This is a genomic window from Methylacidiphilum kamchatkense Kam1, from assembly GCF_007475525.1.
GTDB classification, from domain to species: domain Bacteria; phylum Verrucomicrobiota; class Verrucomicrobiia; order Methylacidiphilales; family Methylacidiphilaceae; genus Methylacidiphilum; species Methylacidiphilum kamchatkense.
Window position 1 is genome coordinate 60,175 of the sequence record NZ_CP037899.1, and the last position, 23,249, is coordinate 83,423.

General features: G+C 40.8%; 18 protein-coding genes and 2 pseudogenes. 11 read left to right on the forward strand and 9 right to left on the reverse strand.

The genetic code is table 11. The features are described 5' to 3' along the window. Positions 1-26: 26 nt before the first annotated feature. Genes kam1_RS00290 through lpdA form a run of 3 tightly spaced genes read left to right on the forward strand, consistent with a single transcriptional unit; the run spans position 27 to position 5,459 of the window. Positions 27-2,795 carry a 2-oxoglutarate dehydrogenase E1 component gene (locus tag kam1_RS00290; RefSeq protein ID WP_172616745.1) on the forward strand — a complete coding sequence of 923 codons (2,769 nt, stop codon included), beginning with the start codon at positions 27-29 and terminating at the stop codon, positions 2,793-2,795. A gap of 40 nt (positions 2,796-2,835) precedes the next feature. Further along, complete coding sequence (odhB, locus tag kam1_RS00295; RefSeq protein WP_039721551.1) at positions 2,836-4,026, forward strand: 2-oxoglutarate dehydrogenase complex dihydrolipoyllysine-residue succinyltransferase; 1,191 nt, start codon at positions 2,836-2,838, stop codon at positions 4,024-4,026. Between the two features lie 32 nt (positions 4,027-4,058). After that, positions 4,059-5,459 carry a dihydrolipoyl dehydrogenase gene (gene lpdA, locus kam1_RS00300; protein WP_039721552.1) on the forward strand — a complete coding sequence of 467 codons (1,401 nt, stop codon included), beginning with the start codon at positions 4,059-4,061 and terminating at the stop codon, positions 5,457-5,459. Here lpdA and alr read toward each other — a convergent pair. The 7 genes and pseudogenes from alr to kam1_RS00335 all read right to left on the reverse strand — a co-directional run bounded on the left by alr (position 5,450) and on the right by kam1_RS00335 (position 12,192). Then, on the reverse strand, positions 5,450-6,619 hold the full coding sequence (alr, locus tag kam1_RS00305) for an alanine racemase (protein ID WP_039721553.1): 1,170 nt from the start codon (positions 6,617-6,619) through the stop codon (positions 5,450-5,452). The genes lpdA and alr overlap by 10 nt on opposite strands. A 7-nt stretch (positions 6,620-6,626) precedes the next feature. Beyond that, a complete protein-coding gene (gene tsaB / locus kam1_RS00310) occupies positions 6,627-7,202 on the reverse strand; it encodes a tRNA (adenosine(37)-N6)-threonylcarbamoyltransferase complex dimerization subunit type 1 TsaB (protein ID WP_039721554.1) in 576 nt (191 codons plus the stop codon). 46 nt (positions 7,203-7,248) lie between these two features. After that, entirely contained in the window at positions 7,249-7,674 is a 426-nt protein-coding gene (tsaE, locus tag kam1_RS00315) for a tRNA (adenosine(37)-N6)-threonylcarbamoyltransferase complex ATPase subunit type 1 TsaE (RefSeq protein ID WP_039721555.1), read from the reverse strand. After that, on the reverse strand, positions 7,625-8,572 hold the full coding sequence (locus kam1_RS00320; RefSeq protein WP_039721556.1) for a thiamine-phosphate kinase: 948 nt from the start codon (positions 8,570-8,572) through the stop codon (positions 7,625-7,627). The genes tsaE and kam1_RS00320 overlap by 50 nt, the downstream gene beginning before the upstream one ends. An 84-nt stretch (positions 8,573-8,656) precedes the next feature. After that, on the reverse strand, positions 8,657-9,436 hold the full coding sequence (locus kam1_RS00325) for a CPBP family intramembrane glutamic endopeptidase (RefSeq protein WP_039721557.1): 780 nt from the start codon (positions 9,434-9,436) through the stop codon (positions 8,657-8,659). Positions 9,437-9,600: 164 nt separating this feature from the next. Beyond that, complete coding sequence (gene sppA, locus kam1_RS00330) at positions 9,601-10,593, reverse strand: signal peptide peptidase SppA (protein ID WP_039721558.1); 993 nt, start codon at positions 10,591-10,593, stop codon at positions 9,601-9,603. Between the two features lie 85 nt (positions 10,594-10,678). Further along, positions 10,679-12,192: pseudogene (locus tag kam1_RS00335) on the reverse strand (class I tRNA ligase family protein). A 190-nt stretch (positions 12,193-12,382) separates the two neighbouring features. Here kam1_RS00335 and kam1_RS00340 point away from each other — a divergent pair. The 8 genes and pseudogenes from kam1_RS00340 (at position 12,383) to rlmN (ending at position 21,044) form a co-directional block, all read left to right on the forward strand. Then, complete coding sequence (locus kam1_RS00340) at positions 12,383-12,700, forward strand: HU family DNA-binding protein (protein ID WP_244946092.1); 318 nt, start codon at positions 12,383-12,385, stop codon at positions 12,698-12,700. A gap of 74 nt (positions 12,701-12,774) precedes the next feature. Continuing rightward, the gene (gene hisS / locus kam1_RS00345; protein ID WP_039721560.1) at positions 12,775-13,992 is read left to right on the forward strand and encodes a histidine--tRNA ligase; all 1,218 of its coding nucleotides are present in this window, start codon (positions 12,775-12,777) and stop codon (positions 13,990-13,992) included. Between the two features lie 175 nt (positions 13,993-14,167). Further along, positions 14,168-15,990: pseudogene (gene aspS / locus kam1_RS00350) on the forward strand (aspartate--tRNA ligase). Between the two features lie 43 nt (positions 15,991-16,033). Then, entirely contained in the window at positions 16,034-17,464 is a 1,431-nt protein-coding gene (gene pyk / locus kam1_RS00355; protein ID WP_039721562.1) for a pyruvate kinase, read from the forward strand. A 17-nt stretch (positions 17,465-17,481) separates the two neighbouring features. After that, positions 17,482-18,333, forward strand: a complete 852-nt coding sequence (locus kam1_RS00360; protein ID WP_039721563.1) for an SDR family NAD(P)-dependent oxidoreductase — start codon at positions 17,482-17,484, stop codon at positions 18,331-18,333. A gap of 100 nt (positions 18,334-18,433) precedes the next feature. Further along, positions 18,434-19,177 (forward strand): alpha/beta hydrolase, encoded by a 744-nt coding sequence (locus tag kam1_RS00365; protein ID WP_039721564.1) that lies wholly within the window; start codon positions 18,434-18,436, stop codon positions 19,175-19,177. Positions 19,178-19,350: 173 nt separating this feature from the next. Continuing rightward, the gene (gene dcd / locus kam1_RS00370) at positions 19,351-19,920 is read left to right on the forward strand and encodes a dCTP deaminase (RefSeq protein WP_039721603.1); all 570 of its coding nucleotides are present in this window, start codon (positions 19,351-19,353) and stop codon (positions 19,918-19,920) included. 35 nt (positions 19,921-19,955) lie between these two features. Beyond that, the gene (gene rlmN / locus kam1_RS00375) at positions 19,956-21,044 is read left to right on the forward strand and encodes a 23S rRNA (adenine(2503)-C(2))-methyltransferase RlmN (RefSeq protein WP_039721565.1); all 1,089 of its coding nucleotides are present in this window, start codon (positions 19,956-19,958) and stop codon (positions 21,042-21,044) included. A 32-nt stretch (positions 21,045-21,076) separates the two neighbouring features. On the opposite strand, the gene kam1_RS00380 is transcribed toward rlmN, so the two are convergent. Both kam1_RS00380 and kam1_RS00385 read right to left on the reverse strand, forming a co-directional pair. Next, positions 21,077-21,421 carry a DUF3088 family protein gene (locus kam1_RS00380; RefSeq protein ID WP_039721566.1) on the reverse strand — a complete coding sequence of 115 codons (345 nt, stop codon included), beginning with the start codon at positions 21,419-21,421 and terminating at the stop codon, positions 21,077-21,079. A 36-nt stretch (positions 21,422-21,457) separates the two neighbouring features. After that, entirely contained in the window at positions 21,458-23,098 is a 1,641-nt protein-coding gene (locus tag kam1_RS00385; RefSeq protein ID WP_244946093.1) for an outer membrane beta-barrel protein, read from the reverse strand. Between the last annotated feature and the right edge of the window lie 151 nt (positions 23,099-23,249).

Genomic DNA, 23,249 nt, shown 5'->3' on the forward strand with positions numbered 1-23,249 from the left:
TCCTAAAAATTTGTTTTTCTTACAGTATGAGACAAAAGCCTTCTCTTTCCGTTTCTTCCATGGTTCCTTCAAACCGGAAATCCATTGGGATCGAAAATCTTGCTTTACTTGAGGAATATTACCAACGCTGGAAAAAAGATCCGACTTCTGTCTCTGCTGATTGGAACAATTTTTTTGAAGGGTTTGAATTCGGATATGAATCCTTAAAAAATGGTCAGCTGGAAAAGAAAGTCGAAAGGCGCGCTCCAACCGATGCTTTAAAAAAGCAACGTGCCGTTTATGAACTTATTCATGCCTATCGCACCCTTGGGCATTATATAGCCAATCTTGATCCGTTGGGATTCAATCAGTATGAATATGACGAATTGAAGCTAGAAAGATTTGGGTTAAATCAAAAAGACCTTGAAAGCTATTTTGATTCTGGAGATCTGGCTGGAGGGGGGCGAAGAACGTTACGGGAGATATTAGAGATTCTTAAAAAATCTTATTGTTCTACGTTGACTGTTGAGTTTATGCACATGGATTCTTTTGTGCAAAGAAAATGGATCACCGAGCGGATTGAAGGAAAGTCCTTTCATGCTGGTTTCTCGAAAGAACACAAGAAGCAAATTCTTTATGATCTATTAAAAGCGGAGCTGTTTGAAGCATTTTTACATACTCGATACGTTGGACAGAAAAGATTTTCTTTGGAGGGAAGTTGTACGCTCATTCCTATGATGGATGCCCTTATAGAAGCTTGTCCAGCCCATGGGATTGAGCGGCTTGTTGTTGGAATGGCGCATCGAGGAAGGCTTAATTTTGTTGCCAATGTTTTGCAGCAGGATTATAAGGTCATCTTTGATGAATTTTCTGAAAATTACATTCCAGAAGGGGTGTTGGGCGATGGGGATGTTCGGTATCATCTAGGGTTTGAAGCAGCTCTGAAAACCAAAGCTGGTGCTATTGTAACAGTAGGCTTAACGCCTAACCCAAGCCATTTGGAAGCTGTTAATCCTGTGGTGGAAGGCAAAGCCAGAGCTTGGGAAAGAAGACTAAAAGATACAGAGCATAGAAAAAAAGTTTTACCTCTGCTCATTCATGGAGATGCCTCGTTTATGGGGCAAGGAGTTGTGCAGGAAACTTTGAATCTTTCTAGGTTGGAAGGGTATACAACTGGTGGTACTCTGCATATTATTGTCAATAATCAGATTGGTTTTACAACGGTTCCTCAGGATGGGCGATCCACGCATCATTGTACGGCCGTAGCACTGATGCTAGGAATTCCTATTTTTCATGTCAACAGTGATGATCCTTTGGCAGCAGTTTTTGCTGTGCTGCTAGCTTTAGAGTACAGGCAAGTTTTTGGTCAGGATGTGGTTGTTGATCTTGTGGGCTATAGAAAGTATGGACATAACGAGGGGGACGAACCTAGTTTTACTCAACCTCTTCTTTATAAGGCAATAGCACAGCATCCTAATATCAGTGATATCTTCTTGGATCAGTTGATAAAATCAGGAGAGATGACAAGAGAAGAGGCAAATGAATATCGAAAAATATTTGTAGCTGAGTTGAACCAAAAAATGGAGGAGTCGAAGGAATGGATTAAACAAGAAAATCCTCCCACTTTGAGGCCCAGGCTATCTTGTCCCAGGATTTTTGATCCAGTGAAAACAGCCGTTCCTTTGGAAGAATTCCTTTATGTGGGTAATGCATTGGTGAAGGAGCCTCCTGATTTCAATCTTAATCCTAAAATCCGAAAGATCCTTGAAGAAAGAAAAGCCATGGTGGAAGGCAAACAGCCCATTCTTTTACCTTTTGCTGAAACCATGGCCTTTGGCACCCTGCTCTACGAGGGAATTCCAGTGAGACTATCTGGTCAAGACAGTCGGCGTGGGACTTTCAGTCAAAGACATGCGGTACTTTATGATACTAAAGTTTCTAAGAAATATGTTCCCTTAGCGAATATCCATCCCAACCAGGCGATATTTTGTATCTACAACAGTCCTCTTTCTGAATATGCTGTTTTAGGTTTCGATTATGGCTATTCTCTAGATTATCCTGAGGCTTTAATTATTTGGGAAGCTCAATACGGTGATTTTGCTAACGGAGCTCAGGTTATTATAGATCTATACCTCGTTAGCTCTGAATCGAAATGGGGGGTTACATCGAACATCGTGTTGCTATTGCCGCATGGATATGAAGGACAGGGTCCTGAGCATTCTAGCGCACGAGTGGAGAGATTCCTTCAAGCATGTGCTGAAGATAATATCGTTGTTGCTAATTGTACTACCCCAGCCAATTATTTTCATATCTTAAGAAGACAGGTTTTGCGAGGCTTTTCTAAGCCCTTAATCCTTTTCACACATAAAAGCCTTTTACGCAACCCACAATGTGCCTCTACCATTCCAGAATTTGTTCAAGGGTCTTTCGAAGAAGTCTTGGCGGATCCTCAGGTCAATCAACCAAGCTCAAAAGTTATCTTGTGCACTGGAAAAGTCTATTATGATCTAATAGACTACAGAAGCCGGCTTGGAAGGATGGATATTCCTATTGTTCGAATCGAGCAGCTGTATCCCCTGCATGAAAAGAAGCTCAAAGAGATTGTTTTAAGGTATCAACCCAAATCCCTTGTTTGGTGTCAAGAGGAGCCAAAAAACATGGGCGCTTGGAGTTATATGTTTCCTAAACTTAACGATATTTTTTCTCTTCCTGTCCTTTATGCCGGTAGGGAGGCCTCGGCCAGCACGGCTACTGGTTCAATGGCTTACCATCGGCTTGAGCAACAAAAGCTTCTTTCAGATGCCTTTGGTAGATAACCCTTATGTCAATTTGTTTTAACCTAGGAGCTAGGACACAATGGATATAAAAATGCCTTCTGTTGGTGAATCGATTGAATCTGGATTGATTGGCAAATGGCTGAAAAAAGAAGGAGAAAGAGTACAATCTGGAGATGCCTTGTGTGAAATTGAAACCGAGAAGATTACTACTGAAATTTACGCTGAGAAAGAAGGAATATTGCATATTCTTGTCAAAGAAGGTTCAGAGGTGAAGGTTGGGCAAACCATTGCTCAATTAGAAGAATTGCCTTCGGAAAAGATGGAGCAAGAGCCTAGTGCAAGTATCAAAGAAAAAGAAGAACAAGAGGAAAAAACAGTTTTAGAACCGCAGAAAGAGTCAATAGAGCCAGTAAAAAAGAAAGAGGAGGAAGAAAAGGCTTCTGTAGAGGCTCCTCTGATGCGTCCTGGTAGGATAACCAAAGAGATGGCGCTACAATTGATGGAGGAAGAAAAAGAAGAAAAGGAAGAAAAAAAAGAAGAAGCAAAAGAAGTCGAGTCTTTTGCTATAGGTCCTCAAGAAAAAAGAAAACCACTGAGTCCTATCCGCAAGAAGATTGCTCAGCGTTTGCTGGAAGCCCATATTGGCACCGCTCATTTAACTACGTTCAATGAAGTCGACATGAGTACGGTGCTAGAATTAAGAAAAAATTATGGGAAGAGATTCGAAGAGAAATATGGGGTCAAACTGGGACTGATGTCCTTTTTTGTTCGAGCGGTAGTGGAGGCTTTGAAAAAAATACCAGAGGTCGGTGCGCGGATTGAAGAGGATGAACTCGTTTATCCTTCCACTTTGGATCTAGGAATAGCTGTTGCAACAGAAAAAGGGTTGATCGTACCAGTGATTCGTAGCGCCGAAAATCTAAGTTTTGCTCAGATTGAAAAAACGATTCAAGAACTAGCTATAAAAGCCAGAAGTGGGAAAATTACACTCGAAGACATTGAAGGAGGAGTCTTTACGATAACCAATGGCGGTGTCTTTGGCTCTATGCTTTCTACGCCTATACTGAATCCGCCTCAAAGCGGCATTCTTGGAATGCATGCTATTAAAGAAAGGCCTGTAGCAATCAATGGGAAAGTGGAAATCAGACCCGTTATGTATCTTGCTCTTACCTACGATCATCGGGTGATTGATGGGAAAGAAGCTGTCAGCTTTTTAGTCCTTGTCAAAGAGTTTATCGAACAACCCGCCTCTGTTCTTTTGGAAGTGTAAATGTTGGTTTTATAGAAAGCGAAAAGAAAAGAATGGATACATTTGATGTAGGCGTCATTGGATCTGGTCCTGGTGGCTATGTAGCCGCCATTCGAGCAGCTCAGCTCGGCTTGAAAGTGGCAATTATTGAGAAAGACAAGACTCTTGGAGGTACCTGCCTGAATGTGGGATGTATTCCGAGTAAAGCCCTCCTGTCTCTTTCTGAATATTACCATTTTGCCAAGACAAAGTTTGCTGAAAATGGATTGCTCGTTGACAATCTTCGCTTCGATCTCGATAAACTCATGAAGAAAAAAGACCAAGTCGTCTATAAGCTGGTCAAGGGAGTGGATTTTCTCATGAAGAAAAACGGGATTGAAGTATTTCATGGGAAAGGATCGCTTGTAGATCCTCAAACGATCTTCATAGCCGAAGAAAATGAAGGAGAACGTAGAATTAAAGCTAAAAATATTATCCTTGCTACAGGTAGTGCACCAGCTTCTCTGTCTTTTCTGCCTCCCTTTAACGATCAGATTGTGGATAGCACATCAGCCCTTCAGTTTAGTTCTGTTCCCAGAAGTATGGCTGTTATAGGTGCTGGAGCTGTTGGACTAGAGCTAGGATCTGTGTGGAGTAGACTTGGATCTAAAGTGTATGTTATAGAGCTTTTGCCAAGAATTTGTCCATTGATGGATCATTCCGTATCCAGCACTTTAGAAACCTTTCTTCGAAATCAAGGAATAGAATTTTTTCTTAATACCAAAATCATCTCTGCAACGAGCAATACAAACGAAGTCTTACTTGAATTAGTTTCAGGATCCAAGACCTACTCGCTCAGTGTCGAAAAAGTACTCGTGGCCGTAGGGAGAATTCCTTATACTCATGGCTTGAATTTGCAACAAATAGGCATCAGTACTACAAAGAAAGGCAGTGTAGAGGTAAATGCATGGTGGCAAACAAATTTTGCCCATATTTATGCAATTGGCGATTTAGTGGAAGGGCCGATGCTTGCTCATAGAGCTCAACTAGAAGGAATAGCGGTCGCTGAAATCATTGCTGGGCTTCGGTTCCCACAACTCAACTATGCGCTCATCCCCTCTATTATTTATACCTCTCCTGAAGCAGGAGGAATTGGCTTTACAGAAGAAGAATTGCAAGCAGCTAAAAGAGACTATAAAAAGGGTTTATCGAAGTTCTCTATTAATGGAAGGGCATTGGCTGGGGATGTCGGCGAAGGATTTGTAAAAATTTTGGTGGATACCAAAAATGATAAGATTTTGGGAATCCATGGAGTGGGACCCGTTATTTCCGAGCTCATTTCGATGTCGACCCCATTGTTTTTAAGAAAGGTTAGCGGGGTGGATTTCCTAGACCTGCCATTAGCGCATCCTACGCTTTCTGAAGTGCTTCGTGAGGCAGCGCTTGATGCCTATAAACGGTCGATTCATTCATAATAATGCACGGAAGCATTAGAGCAGGAAAGAAAATGCCGATACTGTCTTGGAATGTTTGAATGGATATTAGTGAGTATTTCATAGGAAATTGTTCCAGCAAGCTTGGCCAGTTCGTCTGCATTAATGGATTCTTTTCCTTGCGTACCGATCAATACCGCCTCCTCGCCAATTTTACATGAAGACAGTTCGCTGATATCCACCATGATCTGGTTCATTGTAACCGCTCCACGGACTGGACATCTTTTTCCTTTGATAAGTACAAAGGCTTTATTAGAAAGCGATCGGAGATAGCCATCGCCATAACCGATGGAAAGCACTGCGATCTTAGAAGGTTTTTTAAGTCTGTAAGTAGCTCCATAGCTGATTGGATGGTTTTTGGGAAGCTCTTTTATAAGCACGACTTTGCATTTCCAGCTCATAATTGGTTTAAGAAGCCTTCGTAGGAATGACATGGGGGCAAGTCCATATAGGGCAAGACCGATCCGTACATAATCGCAAGCATAAACGCTTTTCCGCCATAAAGCCGCACTATTGGCAACATGAATGGGAAGGCCTTTGAAATACTCCTTTAATTTTAATAGCTCAAGCCACTGCTTCTCAGTCGCTTCTATATCTGCATCTGCTTGGGAAAAATGGGTGCACACTGCACCGATACAGACAGAAGAAAGTTTTTTTATTTTTTCCATCTCTTTAACAAAATTAGAAGGGATAAATCCAAGTCTTCCCATCCCTGTATCTATTTTAAGATGAATTATTGCCTTTTTGCCTAAATGTTCTGCTGCTTTATTGAGCCATTTTGCCTCATTGAATGAAGAGACAACCACCCAGGCATTATTGGCGATCACAAGTGGAGCTTCCGGAGGCAATATAGGACATAAGATTAATAAAGGATTTTGGATACCAGCATTTCTCAGTTCGATAACCTCATCGACGTTGTTGATTCCAAGAACTTCGATCCCAGATTGCACAAGTTCTCTGGATATAGGAACAAGGCCATGGCCGTAGGCATTAGACTTAACAACAGCAATAATTTTTGTTTTTTTGGGAATCCTGTTTCTTGCCACGCGGATATTAAAGCGCAAAGCCTGCCCATCAATTTCTACCCAACTACGGGGTAGAGGCGCAGCCGAAAAAAAAGGATAGTAATTCTTATAGCTCATTTTCTTATTAAACAGGGCCTCTTAAATAGATAGGTTCTGGGAAAGGGGTGTTATCGAATGGAGGACAATTTTCTGGAAGTAGAAAAAAGTCTTCGGCTCTTGGAAAAACTTGAGTCATGTTGTCATGTAGGGCTTCTGGACTAACCGCTAAATCAACCGTTTTGATTATTTCTGTCAGTTTTTGTTGCTCAATAAGATAAGGCCCTTGGACGAGTTTGCCATAAGAAAAGAGGGAACAAAAAAGTTCTCCTCTTCTGGCATCAGAAAATATTCCCAAGGAAGGAATATGAGAAAATTGAAGGCCTATAGACCAAATGCTTGGAATGGAAAGAATTGAAGCATTTTTGGCTATGCTGATTCCTTGTGCGGCTGCAATGCCTACCCGGATAGAGGAAAAAGATCCTGGTCCTGTTCCAACAAAGATCTTTTCGATCTTCAAAGAGGCCAAATTTAATTTTTCCAGACAATCAAATAGAGAAGAAAAATGGCGTTTTCCTTTAAAATAAGAGCGCCAGACAACTTGGTGATTTTCTGCCAAAGCCACACTGCCTATTTCTGAAGAGGTATCAATTGAAAGGATCATAAATTATATGAACAGATGGGGATGTTCTAAAATAACAACAGAGGGATCAACGAATGCGTTTAATTTTTCTTTCATTTTGAGCTATGATTGTAATTTCCCAATACTGGGTCCAAGAAGGTAATAGTTTTTCTATTTTTTGGGGCCATTCTACAAAACAAATCGCTTCTGCATACAAGATTTCTTCCAAATAATGAGATAAGATAGAAGGCACGTTTTCTACTCTGTACAAGTCAATATGAAAAATATCGAACTTTTCTCCTTTATAACAGTGGACCAAACTAAAAGTAGGACTCGTTACCTCGCCTTTAAAACCTAAAGCAAGAGCAGCACCTTTGACAAGTTGGGTCTTACCCGATCCCAACTCGCCGATCAATGCAAACACTTCTCCACCCTGGCAAGGCCTTACCAGTTCTTTGGCAAAATTAATAGTCTCCTCTGGACTTTTGGAAATGATCGAAGCCTCTGTATCCATCCTGAAATTCCATTTTTCCATTTTTGCTAAAAGTTCCAATTTTTTTTATAGGAACCTCGAAAGGCCAATTTTTTATAAGATCTATTTCTTTTTCTTTTGCGACAGAAAAAAGCAATTCATAATCTTCTCCATCGGTTAAGGCATTGTGAAGGCCATAGTTTTTTCGCACTGGAATTGCCTCATAATCGATTTCAAAGCCAATATTGGAAGCTTTTGCCATCCTGGGTAAATCGGTAGCCAAGCCATCACTTAGATCCATCATCGCCTTTGCCCATTGGCCTTTGGCAAGCCATTGGCCTTCTTGTATTCTGGGGATAAATAATAGATGGTGGCCAGAATCATAGCTGCCTCCAAGAACTCCTGTAACAAACAAAGAGTCTCCATCTTCTGCTCCCGATCTCAATATTGGCTTATAGCCATCGGTTTTTCCCCATACCGTTACTACAATAAAAAGTTGGTTTGACTTAGTGGTTTCTCCTCCAATAAGATCCATTCCGATAGCACGAGCCAAATCAGTTAATCCCTTATAAAGTTGCTTTATTCTTTCTACTTTCTCTGTTCTGTTAACTCCAAGACCTACGAGGGCATAGAGCGGTTCTCCGCCCATAGAGGCGATATCAGAGAGAGCCCTTGCGAGCGCTTTCCGTCCAATCCATTCTGGAGGACTTGATGGATCAAAGTGCACATTTTCTACGGTTGCATCCATTTTGAAAAGATAATAGAGCTCTTTTTTTTCTGCTTGGATTACTGCACAGTCTTCTGCTATGGAAGCGATGACTTCTCTTTTGCTTTTTCTCCACCCTTCAACGAGAAGACTGATGAGCTGCTCTTCGCTGAGATCAGAAACGAGAGATTCCGATGTTAAAGAAAATGGGATATTGGTTTTCTTACTTTGCACTATAGATTCCCAAAAGTAATAGGATTTTAGCTTTAATTTCTTAGAAATGTCATAATGGGGTTCTAAAGAGTCAATAGTTTTTCTTTAACCGAATTTTGCTAAAAGAAGAAGGCATGCTGTAAAACCATTGAACCAGAAATGAATGGCCATAGAGAGGATCAAACAACCACTGAATTCATAAACGGCTGCTAATATCATGCCAAAGATAAAAAGAGGGAGAAAAGTGATCCAATGAATGTGAAGCAAAGCAAAGATAAGGCCACTCAGTACTATGGCACTTCTTTTTGTAAGGCGACTTCTAAAAAATTGATAAAGAAATCCCCTGAAAAGAAGCTCTTCTCCAATAGGAGCAGCCACAAGAATTAAAGCTAAAAGAACAGCAATTTCACTGGGCTTTGAGGCATGTAAAAAAAGATCGACTGCGGGCTGTCTTGGAACGGGAAGATGGAGTGCTTTCCCAATATTCTCACTGAGTCCGGCAATCATTTGAAGGGGCAGGTAGGCAGAGAGACATATCCAAAAACTGAGGATGGCAATTTCCCATGGATTAAACTGAGAGATCCCTAAGAAGTCCGAAAGAGAATACCCGTGAAAACGGACCAAAAGGACAATAAGAATAATAGAAAAAATGCTCAATCCAGCAGCGACACCAAGCAAAATGCCTGAGAGAAGAAAGAGACATACGGCAACAAGTTCCAACCAGCTAAAAGGAATTGGAAGAAATTCTCTAAAAGGAGCAAAATCGGTTTTTTTCCACCGATAAAGAAAAATCCCCATTGCCAGATCCGCCAGAAAGGTAAGCAATAGGAAGCAAAGGATCAACGGCTTATAATGAACAATGAGTCTTTGTGTTAGTTCATCCACGTTTTGCTATCCTACTCTTTGTTGCTAGCATTATGCCTAAAGCAAGCTATGCAGTCTAGTTTCTTGAATGATCTACCCTTTTGAAAATTCCAACGCTAGATAGAAATGGAATGGTTCCTGTGACAATTCCACGGTCTTCGTTAAAAACAAACTTCCAGCCTTTATTAATTCAAACCAAAAGCTTGAGGATAAAGATAGTATAGGTGTCCTGATGATATTGGCCATTGGAACGGTTGGGGGCTCAGTTTGATATTCGGGATCATTTCCTTGGAAAAAAGGCGAAACAAATTAGAAAATTTAAAGGGAGGTACATAACGAATGAGCCGAGCGGATGGAACTTTAGAAAGCTCCTTGCATTTGTTAAAAGCATCTTCGAAATACCCAAGTCCATCAATCAGCCCATTTTTTAAAGCATCTTGACCCATGAAAATTCTTCCATCGGCAAGATTGTTTTTCAGCTTATTGATATCCATATGTCTTTCTTTGGCTACTATGGACACAAACTTATTATAGGTTTCATCAATTAATCCTTGGACAAAAGCTTGTTCTTCTGGGGTCATTTCTCTTGTCGGATTTAACAGATCTTTCATTTTTCCTGATTTAAATGTGAGGGCTTTTATTCCGACTTTTTCCATTAAATCTTTGACGAGAAAAGATTCCATAATGACTCCAATGCTGCCGGTAATCGTCAGGTCATTAGCCATAAGATAGGTGCCACCAACCGCCGAGTAATAGCCCCCAGAAGCCGCCATAGACTCCATATAGATCACCACGGGTTTTACATTACGAGTCAATCGGATTTCATGATAAATGACATCACTAGCGTTAACTTCTCCTCCAGGGGAATTAATGGCAATAATGATTCCTTTGACTTTTTTATCTTCTCGAGCTGCCTTCAGTTGCACTTTCATGTCTTCGACAGTGTTTTGAGTGAACGTTCCTCCTTCATCCTGACTTATTAGTCCACGAAGATGGATAAGAGCAATTTTAACATCTTTCATGGCGAAATCACCGCCGACAAATTCTTCTTCTAGAGCGAGCGGAGCGGATGGTGCCTTTTTAGTTTGTAAAATGGATATAAAAATAAGATTCAAAAGTAGGCTAAAACATAAAACTAAAATTAAAAACACGCTAAAACAGCCACCTTTCTTATTCATAGTGACAATCCTTTTCTGTGCTCAGAGTAAATCATTTCCTCCGTTCTGCAATACTAAAATAAATAAGTAGCTATTCATTTCCGTGCTATGGGATTCTTGGAAACAAAGGAGAAGGGACATTGATTGTTTTCCCTGCCAAATCCAAGGAATAGAAAGCATGATACAATGGGGAGTTCTCTTTTCCAATATTTAAAAACGAGAGTATTTTATTACTGGTCTCTGGCATCACTGGATCAATGAGTAGAGCATATCTCTTAAGGCATGCGCAGCAGACAAAAAGGATGCAATCTAGCTGCTGGGATTCCTTGGGGTTTTTTGCTAGGGTCCATGGAGCAGTCGTATCGATATACCTGTTGAGTTTTTTCATATGTTGCCAGACTTCCTGGAGAGCCAACGCAATATCGTATTTTTCGAAATGCAAGCAATAGTTTTCTAATAGCATGCCATTGAGCAAGTCCTTTTCTCTTTCTCCCATTAGATTTTCAGAACAGGAAGGAATGACTCCAGATCTATATTTATGGATCATTGCTGCGATTCTTTGGACAAGATTACCCAAATCATTGCAGAGATCGCTTGCATATCGGCTAGCAATTTTTTCGTCGGTAAAATCAGCATCCTGCCCTAGTCCCATTTCTCTTAATAGGTAATATCTAAGAGCATCGGCTCCATATAGTTGTACATAGGGGATAGGGTCGATGTAATTGCCTAATGACTTGCTCATCTTTGCTCCGCGATTCATCCACCAGCCATGGATTAAAAAGCGGTGCGGTTGTTCTAATTCCAGAGCCTGTAGCATAACTGGCCAATAGATAGTGTGTGCTGGAATCAGGATGTCCTTTCCGATAACGTGTAATTGAGCAGGCCACCAGTTATGGTTATCAGTCCTAGCAAAAGAAACATAGTTTAATAAGGCATCAAACCAGACGTAGGTGACGTAGTTTTCATCAAAAGGTAGCGGAATGCCCCAAGATAGTCTGCTGATCGGTCTGGATATGCACAAGTCCGAAAGGGGTTTTTCTAAAGCCCCTAAGAGCTCGTTACGTTTTGATTTAGGAATGAGCCATTCTTCGTGAGTTTGTACATAATCTTTTAGCCAATTTTCGAAAAGGGATAGTTTGAAAAAATAATTTGGTTCTTTGGTTTTGATGACTTCTCCATAGATTTCAGGCCATTGACCATTGACTAAATCTTTTTCCGTAACGAATTGTTCTTGCCTTAAGCTATAGTAGCCTTCATGCTCTTTAAAATAAATAAGTCCTTTATTCGCTAGCTTTTGTAAGGCCTCTCGGACGTACTGAATGTGGGTAGGATGAGTGGTGCGGGCGAAAGCATCATAGCTAATATGCAATTGATTCCAAAGCTGGACGAATTTTTCAGTTTGGATATCGCAAAAATGTTTAACGTTTAGTTTTTCTTTTTCAGCCGAGCGCTGAACTTTTTGACCATGTTCGTCGACACCCGTAAGAAAAAAACTGAATCTCCCTTATTCCTATGATACCTAGCAATAGCATCGGCCAGTATTTTTTCATAGGCATGACCTAAATGAGGGGAGCCATTGACATAATCTATGGCAGTAGTAATAAAAAAAGGATTCGGCATATCTGACTCTAATAATAAATTAGTTTAGTTTGCATTGTATGTTTTTTTTCCTCATGAAACTTTTTCTATGAATATTCTTGAGAAAAAAGAAAATATGTTAACTTTTATTTTGATCATTATCACTTTAGGCACATAGTTAAAAGAGGGAGAAGAAGGGACAATCCTCTGGAAAAGAAGAAAGTAATATGATATGGGGAATTTAACAAGAAGAGATTTAGTCGTCAAGGTTGCGATGAAAACAGGTTTGCCACAACAAGAAGTGGCAAAGGTCTTTGAGGAGATCCTTGATGTTTTTATGGAAGTTTTCAAAAAAAAAGAGACGATTGAACTGCGCAATTTTGGGGTTTTTGAAGTTACTTTAAGAAAAGCTAGAATAGGACGCAATCCACGAAATCCCGAGCGGGACATTCTTATACCCCAAGAGCTGTGGTTCGATTTAAACCAGGAAAAGAAGTTAAAGGCATTCTCAATGCGATTACAAAAGATCTCCTTAAAGAGGAAGAATTAAAGAAGAAGAAAAAGACATAATTTTGCTTTTCTTTTTTAAAAAACTGAGTTATTGCCTCTAAGCTATTTTGTTTTATGCAGCCTCTCCCTGGATTTCGTGATTTTTATCCTCCCGACTTTGCTTTTAGACAATTAATATTTTCTCGCTGGAGAGAAATATGCAGGCGTTTCAATTTTGTCGAATATGATGGACCGGTATTAGAGTCTTTAGAACTGTATCAAAAAAAGTCTGGAGAAGAGATACTCAATCAAATTTATCATTTTTTGGATAAAGGTAATCGGATTGTTGCATTAAGACCTGAAATGACGCCAACACTAGCCAGAATGATTGAGGCCCATTATAAAGAATATAAGAAGCCTATTAAATGGTTTTCTATTCCCCAACTTTTTCGTTACGAACGAGCTCAAAAGGGGAGGTTGAGAGAGCATTTCCAGCTTAATTGCGATATTATTGGAGAAGCTGATCTGGAAGCTGATATTGAGCTGATTAATCTTGCAATAGACATTCTCCGTTCTTTTGGCTTAGGCAAGGAAGATTTTATCGTTCGGATTAGTGACCGGCAGTTTTGGTCTGAATTCCTAACCAAAAAAGGAGTTGCCATAGAAGAATGGTACCAGTTTTTCCAGGCTATAGATAAGATCGAAAGAGATCCAAAAGAGGAGATTGAACGCCGATTAGGAGGATTAGCAAAAGAGGTATTTGAGTTAATTGAAAAGCCATGCCATTGGGAGAGATTCGAAGTTGTCTTAGAGGGGCTTCGTCATAGAAAGCTTGAAGAATATGCTCAGATAGATCTTAGAATCGTCCGAGGTTTGGCCTATTATACGGGAATCGTGTATGAAATTTTTGATAAAGCTGGGAAATTTAGAGCTATTGCAGGAGGAGGGCGATATGATGATCTGCTTAAGCTCTTTGGAGGAGAAGATATCCCTGCGGCAGGATTTGGAATGGGGGATGTCGTTCTTGGCGAAATTCTTAAAGAAAAAAAACTTTTAGAGCCTTCTTTCCCACGGCTTGATGTGTATGTTGTTTTCCCAGAAGAGAAAAAAAATCCTCTTGGGCTCCTTTTGATCGAAGAATTACGGAGTAGTGGGTTTTCTGTTGAGTATTCATTCCATCCCTTGAAAATAAAGAAGCAACTGGCACAAGCCCAATCCCTTAATGCCCGATTTGCGCTTTTTGTGTCCGAAAAAATTGCAGAAGGATTCGTAGAACTAAAGAATATGGACGAAAGAAAGCAGTTTGTGGTACCGGTAGAACAATTGGTTGGATTGCTAGAGAAAAAAGACTAAAATGAGGGCTCGGTAGTTTTTTCTTTTTCTTTTCTTTTTTGGGAATGGACTTTTTAAAAGGATTTTCATCGCAACCGGATTGTTTTGAAACAACTAGGACGGTAGAGCACACGGTGGTGATGAAGCTTGCAGGCAGCTGTAAGACTTCCTGTTTGAGAATGAAATTGAGGTTTAAATGAAAAAAAATTTTCAGCAATATAGGACTCATTTATGTCATGAGCTTGGTTTGAAGGATGTTGGGCAAAAGGTAAGTCTATGTGGCTGGGTACAATCGAAAAGAGATCATGGTGGTCTTTTATTTATTGATCTTCGAGACAGAGAAGGCGTAACACAGGTTGTTTTTCATCCGGACAAAGATCCTGTCCTTTTTGCTTCTGCAAAACAAATTAAAGATGAGTTTGTAATCAAAGTAGAAGGCGTAGTAGTAGAAAGACCAGCGGGGACCAAAAATGCAGCTATACCTACTGGAGAAATCGAACTGGAAGCTGAAAAACTTGAAATTTTGAACCCTTCGCTACCCTTGCCTTTTAACTTAGACGAACCAATTGAAAATGAGGAATTAAGATTATCCTTCCGTTTTCTTGATTTAAGGAGGAAAAAACTCCTGAATGCTTTAAAACTTCGTCATCAAGTGACCTATGTGGTCAGAGATTATCTTACAAGCAAAGGTTTTCTAGAAATTGAGACCCCTATTTTATCTAAAAGTACTCCGGAGGGAGCCAGAGATTTTTTGGTACCAAGCCGACTCTCTCCTGGTAAGTTTTACGCGTTGCCTCAGGCTCCGCAACAATATAAACAATTGCTTATGGTGGCGGGCATTGATAAGTATTTTCAAATTGCTCGCTGTTTCCGAGACGAAGATTTGCGTTCTGACAGACAACCCGAGTTTACCCAGATAGATATAGAAGCCTCTTTTGTAGTTGTTGATGACATTCTGCAGTGGGTTGAAGAAATGATTCAGCAGATTTTTTCAAAGGTACTTGGCATTGAACTTTCTGTTCCTTTTGCTCGTATTACTTACAAGCAAGCATTGGATCTTTACGGTTCTGATAAGCCCGATCTGAGAATAGCTTGGCAAATACAAGATGTTGGAGAGGTGTTTGAGAATACGGAGTTTAAAATCTTTCGTGAAGTCCTTGCCAAAGGAGGGGTCATTAAAGCAATAAATGCTAAAAAGGCAAGTCCAATGGTTGGTCCAGCGGGAATAGCAGAACTGGAAGAATTGGCTAAGTCAATGGGAGCAAAAGGATTAGCTTATATTCGAATTGAAGATAGAGAGTGGAAATCACCCATAGTTAAGTTCTTTTCTATGGAGGAACGGAAAAGGCTAGAGAATGTTCTTGGGATAGAACCTGCTGATTTGATTTTGTTTAGCGCTGGTCCATGGGAGCAGGCTTGTCAAGTGCTTGGAAAAGTAAGGTTGCAATTGGCAGAAATGACGCGCAGTGTGGCACCAAATGAATGGAAATTTGTCTGGGTGACGGATTTTCCTCTTTTTGAATACAGCCCCTAGAACAGAAATGGAATAGTGTTCATCATCCTTTTACTAGACCCTGTCAAGAAGATGTAGGCAAACTGGATAGTGGTAGATATGATGAGATTCGAGCGCTTGCTTATGATATCGTCTTAAACGGTGTGGAACTTGGAGGAGGAAGTATTCGAATTCATGAAAGAGAACTTCAAGAGAAAATATTTTCCATTCTTGGTATTGATAAAGAACGACAGAAGCTACTTTTTGGTCATCTCCTTAAAGCTTTTCAATATGGAGCCCCGCCTCATGGTGGGATAGCCTTAGGGCTAGATAGGTTTGTTATGCTCCTGAGCGGAGCTGAAACGATCAGAGATGTCATAGCTTTTCCAAAAAACCGGCATGGAGTTGATCTTCTTACTCAGTCTCCTTCGGAGGTGGACTCTCAGCAGCTTAAAGAACTTCACATTAAGCTGAATTTCCCTTCCTTAGATTCCAGACTACGGCAAGAACCTGAAATAGAACCTTAAGGCTGAAAATGAGTTTATATGAGCAAGAGAGGGAGCAACAAGAATGATTCCATTTAAAAATTGGAAACGTCGAACTAAATTAATAGCGACTCTGGGACCGGCCACAGAATCAGGAGAAATGATTTCTTCTTTGATAGAAAGCGGAGTCGATATTTTCCGTTTCAACATGTCTCATGGGAAACCTGACTGGGTTAGAGAGAAAGCGGCTCTTATTCAGGAGTTTTCAAGAAGGGCTGGAAAGTATGTTGGTATGCTCCTAGATACACAAGGACCAGCCATTCGCACGGGTGATTTGCCTGATCAAATGCAATTGAAGCCGGGAGATATCTTTACTTTTACTGTTCGAGGAGAAAAGGTGGAAGATCAGCATTCCGTTTCTGTCAATTATGATGACATTGTCAATGATATCCAAGTCGGAGATGTCGTTCTGGTGGATAACGGAAATATTCAAATGAAAGTAATTTCGAAAGAAAAGAATTTTTTGCGCTGCGAAGTGTTGACTCCAGGGGTTATGAAAAGCAGACGGCATATTAATATTCCTGGGGTTCGGATTAATTTGCCACCATTGACTCAAAAAGATCTAAGAGATATTCAGTTGGGAATCGAGTGTGGAATGGATTTCTTTGCCTTATCTTTTGTAAGGGAAGCAAACGATTGTGATTTGCTGCGTCAAATTCTCATTTCGAAAGGATCTAGCGGAAAAGTTATTGCTAAAATAGAGGATCAGCTAGCCGTTAAAAATCTTTTCCAAATTATCGATTCTTCAGATGCCATTATGATTGCCCGTGGAGATTTAGGCATAGAATGTCCTTTTGAAGAACTACCTATTATCCAAAGACGGATCGTTAAATCCTGCATCCAGAAGAGAAAACCGGTGATCGTTGCCACACACCTCCTTGAGAGCATGATTGTGAATCCTGCACCTACCCGTGCTGAAATTACAGATATAGCCAATGCCGTTTATGAACAGGCTGATTGTCTCATGCTATCTGGGGAAACAGCTTCAGGGAGATATCCTGTAGAATGCGTCAAAATTTTGGATCGTGTGGCTGTGAGAACTGAGAAAAGCGGTGGGGCAGGATATGCTTCACTTGTTGAACTTTTGGGAGACGAAGAAAAATTAGCTAAAACAGCTGTTCATCTTGCGGACGATGTTGGGGCTCCAGCTATATGCGTGTTTACTCGTTTTGGATTTTTAGCAAGTTTAATTGCGGGGCTTAGACCTCGATACTCAGTGATCTATGCTTTCTGTCCCGATGAAGAAGTATGTCGAAAACTCACCTTAAATTATGGGGTCGAACCTTGTTATGTAGTCTTCCCCAAAAGCCAGGAAGAGAGCATCGAATTGGTTGAAAAATTTTTAAAAACAAAAGGCATAGAGAGTGGCCAGAAAATTGTCTTGATCTCTGAAGTGCCTTTAAAAGGAGAAAGAGACCGGTTTATATTACTTCATCAACTCCATTATATTGAATAATTGAATTCCTTCCACTTATGAAATCTTTCAGAGGAATGACCGCCTTGGTTACTGGGGCTTCTTCTGGATTAGGTTCTGAATTTGCTCGCCAGCTAGCTCAGGAAGTCAGCCAGCTTTTGCTCACTTCTAGAAGAGCTGAACGTTTGCATGCTCTTACGGAAGAACTTCAAAAGCAATCGCCTCATATCCGAGTTTTTTCTATTCCAGCTGATCTAAGTTGTCAAAAGGGGAGAGAAATTCTTGCTGATTGGTTAGCTGCAGAAAAGACAGAAGTGGACATTTTGATTAACAATGCGGGCTGTGGAGATTATGGTCCTTTTGAAGAATGTCAATTCGAACGAGTGCGTTCGCTCTTGGAACTTAACATTGTTTCTTTAACTTATTTAACTCGATTGGTTCTCCCGGATATGCTTAGGAAAAAAAGGGGGGTAATTATCAATATTGGTTCGATCGTCGGCAGAAAACCTCTTCCGACATGTGCTGCCTATTCTGGATCCAAAAGCTATGTTCATGCTTTTTCTGAAGCCTTAAGATGGGAAATAGAAGGCAGTGGGGTGACTCTGACTGTCATTGCTCCAGGACCGTTGGAGACGGAATTTTTTATAAAAGCATCCAGAAAAGGAACGGATACAAAACCTTTTGTCCCGCCTTTTATGTGGGTACCTTTAAAAAAAGTGGTTCATGAGTCTTTGATGGCGGCTAAAGCAGGGAAAGCTTTTTATGTTCCTGGTTTCTGTACCCGTATCGCTTCTTTTTTGCATTATCTAACCCCTTCTAGTTTGCTGCGATATATTTATCAGCTGATCTTACCTATAAAATGTCGAAAAGACTCTTCAAAAGAAGAAAAATTTACCTGTAGCTTGGACTAGCAAAGAACTATCTTGTGCTTCCTTTTTATTATAGCAGCCTGCGAAGGATCTTTTTAGAGAGTCTTGACACTCAAAGTCTCACCCATTAAAAAGGGATTATATGAAACATTCAATTCCTACTGAAATTCGTAACGCCCAAGGGGAACGGTTGGATTTTGTGTATATTCCTGGCTTAGAAGAAAACAATACATTGGTAATTATTGCCCATGGGATTACTGCACATAAAGATCGGCCAATGCTTGTCGAGTTATCAAATCATTTAGCAAAAAATGGGATTCATTCTCTCCGCTTTTCCTTTTCTGGACACGGAAAATCTGAAGGCAAATTTGAAGAATTTACCCCCACAAAAGAAGTTGGGGATCTGCAGTCGGTTATTGATTCCTTGCCAGGATGGCGGTATGGGTATGTCGGGCATAGTCTTGGTGCTGCAGTAGGCGTTTTATTTGCTAGTAAAGATCCAAGGATCTCTTTTTTGGTCTCCTTGGCGGGAATGGCTTATACAGCTGCCTTTGCTCAACGAGAATTCGGAAACGTTACCCCCGGGGAAGGATGCATGTGGGATATGCCAGAATTTCCTCTTTCTAAAGCATTGATAGAGGATATGAATAGGATTGATAATGTAATAGAGGCAGCAAAAAAGATTCGAGTACCTTGGCTTTTTATTCATGGTCTGGCAGATGATGTTGTACCTCCTCAAGATTCCCGAGATTTGTTTGCTATTGCATCGGAACCAAAAAAATTGATTGAAATTCCTGGGTGTGATCATCTTTTCCCTCCGCCTCATGACGCGTTTATGGCTGAAGCGGTTGTCAATTGGTTAAAAGAACTCCGATTGATATCCTAAGTCCCCTATTGCTATAAAATAAGGGGAGGATGGAAGGTCCAAGCCCTTTCTTCCTACAAATCAGTTTATTGATCGTCGTGTTTGTGAATTGAAAACATTATGAGTAGGTATGATATTCAATTGAATCATTGGCTTTCTATTTATTTAAAATAGGTGCAAAGGAAAAACAGAAAATGGGCGTGCATTCTGATGATTGGATCCGGCAGATGGTAAAAAAAAATCGAATGATTGAGCCTTTTGAAGAATCGCAGGTTCGAAAGAAAGCGGATGGCTCTCTGGCTATAAGTTTTGGTCTTTCAAGTTACGGGTATGACTTAAGGGTCTCTAGGGAGTTTAAGATTTTTACAAATGTTTTTAATACAGTTGTCGATCCTAAGGCTTTTGATTCTCGTTCTTTTGTTGAGATCGAATCAGACTGTTGTATTATTCCTCCTAATTCTTTTGCTTTGGCTAGAAGTGTTGAATATTTTAGAATTCCTAGGGATGTTATAACTATCTGTCTTGGAAAATCCACTTACGCTCGTTGTGGAATCATCGTCAATGTGACCCCTTTCGAACCTGAATGGGAAGGGTATGCAACCCTAGAAATTTCAAATACTACCCCACTACCAGCAAAAGTCTATGCTGAAGAAGGACTTGCTCAGGTCATTTTTATCCAAGCCTGCGAACTCTGTTCGACCTCTTATGCGGATAGAAATGGGAAGTATATGCATCAGCAAGGCGTAACGGTTCCAAGATTATAATTTGATCTTTCTTTTATTTCCCTAATATTCTAAGTGTGAAACATATTCTTGATCAGTTACCCTCTGAATGGGAACTTTTTGATTCCCTGCCTGAGTATCGGAAAACCCAGGTTTTGGATTGGATCTTCAAAAAGAAAGTTTTTTCTTTTTTTTCTATGACCAACCTCCCCTTAACACTCCGAGAGAGGCTTACTGAAAACTATGTGATCAAAACATTGGAGTTAGAAAAAGAAAACAATTCTCAAGACGGAACGAAAAAGTTTTTATGGAAACTTTCTGATAGCCAATACATTGAGTCAGTCCTTATCCCCGCTTCTGATGGTACAGGAAGTTTGAGACGTTTGACTCTTTGTGTTTCGACTCAGGTTGGTTGTCCTTTAAAATGCGGATTTTGTGCCAGTGGGCTTTTTGGGTTTAAAAGAAATCTTAGCTGTGGCGAAATTGTTGAGCAAGTGCTCCTTTCAGAAGCAATTGCTAAAGAAAGAATAAGCCATATAGTCTTTATGGGCATGGGGGAACCCCTTCTCAATTACGAGCAACTTATCCAAGCCATTCGATTGATTACCTCTTCTTGGGGATTGAGCATTAGTCCAAGAAGAATAACTATTTCCACAAGTGGCATCGTCCCTAATATCCTTAGATTGGCAAACGAATCCTTACCATTTCGGTTGGCTATTTCTTTGCATGCTACCACCGACGAATTACGAAATAAGCTGATGCCAATTAATAGGAAATACCCATTGCGAGACCTTTTAAAGAGCTGTGAAGAATTTTGTTCTAAAAGAAAACAGAAAATCACCCTAGAATATATCTTAATTGCTGGAGTGAATGATCGGATGGAAGATGTTGAACGACTTGCAAAAATTGCCCAATCACTGAAGGCCAAAGTTAATCTTATCGCCTACAACCCTATATTGCAGATGCCATGGAAGACGCCAAAGCAAAAGGAGATCATGACCTTTCTTCGTAAACTACAAATAAAAGGCGTACAAGTCTCTCTCAGACAAGAGAGAGGAAGAGACATTGATGGAGCTTGTGGACAGCTAAGACTAAGACAGATCGAAAACCAGCTATTAAAAAAAGATGAAAAGCCTTTTTCTCAGGACTTGCTCATCGCCGATTAAACTAGAAACGATATCCTCTTTCTGTTTTATTATTAGAAATGTGGTCTTGGGATTTTGAACTCCTTGGATAGATAAATGCCTATTTCTTCAGGTTCATTTAGGAAAAACTTATTCCCATGTTTTTTCGCTTTAAAAGGAATGGATGGATCCATGGGATGGTCAAAAATAATAACTGGACAGGATTGGTTTTCCTCTCCGATTAGATCGATGATTTCTTTTCTAGGTTTTTCAAAGGAAACATAGCAAACTTTTAAACTGTCTTTTAATTGCGGATAAGTTTTTAAAACCCCTTCAAAGATCATACAATAAGGACAATAATAAGGATCGCCTGGCCCATCATAAAATCCAGGCTTTAGCAAGTACAATAGTGGTTGCATAGAATACCCTTTCCTTTCAAAAAATAATCTACTCACTTAGAAGCTATAGACAAATTCCAAGCCTACGAAGTAGACAGGTCCATTAGAGGTTCCTAGGAGGGCTGTCGGACTGCCCGTTGGGTTTTGGAAAGGAAAGCCGTAGTAGCCAAGCACCCCTTTGCCCCAATCCATCCTGTACTCAAGCCGGATCATAAAATTATCCGCTAGATCAAACGCAAGCGTTGCCGTGTAGGCCCAAATGTCGGTGGGAGCATTGTGCCCAGCCAGAATAGAATTCCATCCTGATTCCACCCAGTCCGCTCGCTGGGCAATGCTAATAATATCCGTAATTTGGTATTTCATGTGAATGGCAGCCCCATACCAGTTCGAAGGCCCACTCGATAAATCGACAGGTAGCCCACTAATGGCTCCAGGAACCACCGTCACGTTGTTGTTGTAAAATCCCCCTGTAAATTCAAAGCCCAACAGAAGCCTGTCCCGAGCAAACTTCGGAGCCCACGATCCCCATACATCCCCCAGTAAAAACGCATTGTTCTGGTTGAATGGGCCTTCTGCCCTTATCCCCTGCGCTATCCCATAAGGCTGCGCTACCCCATTGATCGGAGAGGCTCCAAAGCCCGGCGGATTGACCCCATTAAACCCATACATTAGAGTGCCGCTGATCGTCGCATTCTTCCCTTTGGCCTCCCATTGGCTATTCAAAAACAATAAATAGGCATCGCTGTTGTCGATCATGTTGTTGATGTAGCCAAAATATTCCATCCCCCCTCTCGACACGTTAAAGCCCCCATCGGCTATCCCAAAACGGCTCGTCCATTGGTCATCCCACCGGTAGATCGCTTGTAGCCCTGTAAGAGTGGTCGGCAAAAGATTCGCAAACAAAAGCCCATAAGTAAAATCCAGGTTCACTGGCCGCTCCACTACTTCGTAGCCAGCCGGATCCACAAACTTCCCTATCTTGATGTCCAACCCATTGCCGATAGGTGCCCGAAAAATCACGTAAGCTTGCTCTAACCAAAAACTCGACGTGTTGAACGAATACCAGGAACTAGAAGGAACCCCTAAGCCAGTGATCGCATCCGGTGCCCCTACGACCGCATCCTGCCCCACTATAAGATCTGCCCGAAAGCCTGCCTGCCACCGGTTCTCTTCGGTCAATGGCTTCTCCAAGGCTAGCTTAAAGGCGTTCATGTTAAAGCCTCCCCCAGGAATCGCATCCACAGGCTCTCGACCTGGAATCGCCGGATAGCCCTGAGCAAAACCAGCCGCGTTGGTCGGCCCTACGTAACCCGGCGGAGGAACAAATCCAGGCACCCTATTGAAAGCCGGAGCGTTGATAAAATTATAGGTATAGCTAGCATCCACATACCCACTCAGCACTATCCCCTTGGTGTTCGCTTGGACCGGTATCCCTTGATCCTCTAGCTTCTTGGTTAGCTCCTCTATCTGCTTGTTCTTCTCTTCAAGCTGTGCGGAGGCATCAGAAAGAGGTTCATGATTGGGTTTGGATTTTTCTTTTTTAAGCGCCTTTTTTTTAGTCGAGTGAGAATTTTGCGAAGAAGTGGTATCGGCGATGGCTCTAATCGAAAAAAATGAAAAAAATAAAAAAATAAGTAAGCCAAAACAAAAATATGGAAAAGAGGCAACAGAAAAGCGGTTGATAAAACTAAATTTCACGGTGAAATCGATGCTTTAAATAATCAAAAAAGACCACCATATTGTCAATAAGTAAAATAGAATGTATGGGATTAAGAAGCATTTAGCTTAAGACTTAGCATTTGAGCAAGTTAAATGTGGCAAATTAATTTCCAAAACATAGCGCAATTAA

Bases quoted from the DNA above. Each gene is read 5' to 3' on its own strand.
- kam1_RS00360 (WP_039721563.1), top strand. From the start codon at position 17,482: ATGAAATCTTTCAGAGGAATGACCGCCTTGGTTACTGGGGCTTCTTCT.
- pyk (WP_039721562.1), top strand. From the start codon at position 16,034: ATGATTCCATTTAAAAATTGGAAACGTCGAACTAAATTAATAGCGACT.
- kam1_RS00365 (WP_039721564.1), top strand. From the start codon at position 18,434: ATGAAACATTCAATTCCTACTGAAATTCGTAACGCCCAAGGGGAACGG.
- lpdA (WP_039721552.1), top strand. From the start codon at position 4,059: ATGGATACATTTGATGTAGGCGTCATTGGATCTGGTCCTGGTGGCTAT.
- odhB (WP_039721551.1), top strand. From the start codon at position 2,836: ATGGATATAAAAATGCCTTCTGTTGGTGAATCGATTGAATCTGGATTG.
- tsaE (WP_039721555.1), bottom strand. From the start codon at position 7,674: ATGGATACAGAGGCTTCGATCATTTCCAAAAGTCCAGAGGAGACTATT.
- kam1_RS00380 (WP_039721566.1), bottom strand. From the start codon at position 21,421: ATGCAACCACTATTGTACTTGCTAAAGCCTGGATTTTATGATGGGCCA.
- alr (WP_039721553.1), bottom strand. From the start codon at position 6,619: ATGAGCTATAAGAATTACTATCCTTTTTTTTCGGCTGCGCCTCTACCC.
- hisS (WP_039721560.1), top strand. From the start codon at position 12,775: ATGCAGCCTCTCCCTGGATTTCGTGATTTTTATCCTCCCGACTTTGCT.
- sppA (WP_039721558.1), bottom strand. From the start codon at position 10,593: ATGAATAAGAAAGGTGGCTGTTTTAGCGTGTTTTTAATTTTAGTTTTA.
- dcd (WP_039721603.1), top strand. From the start codon at position 19,351: ATGGGCGTGCATTCTGATGATTGGATCCGGCAGATGGTAAAAAAAAAT.
- tsaB (WP_039721554.1), bottom strand. From the start codon at position 7,202: ATGATCCTTTCAATTGATACCTCTTCAGAAATAGGCAGTGTGGCTTTG.
- kam1_RS00340 (WP_244946092.1), top strand. From the start codon at position 12,383: ATGGGGAATTTAACAAGAAGAGATTTAGTCGTCAAGGTTGCGATGAAA.
- kam1_RS00290 (WP_172616745.1), top strand. From the start codon at position 27: ATGAGACAAAAGCCTTCTCTTTCCGTTTCTTCCATGGTTCCTTCAAAC.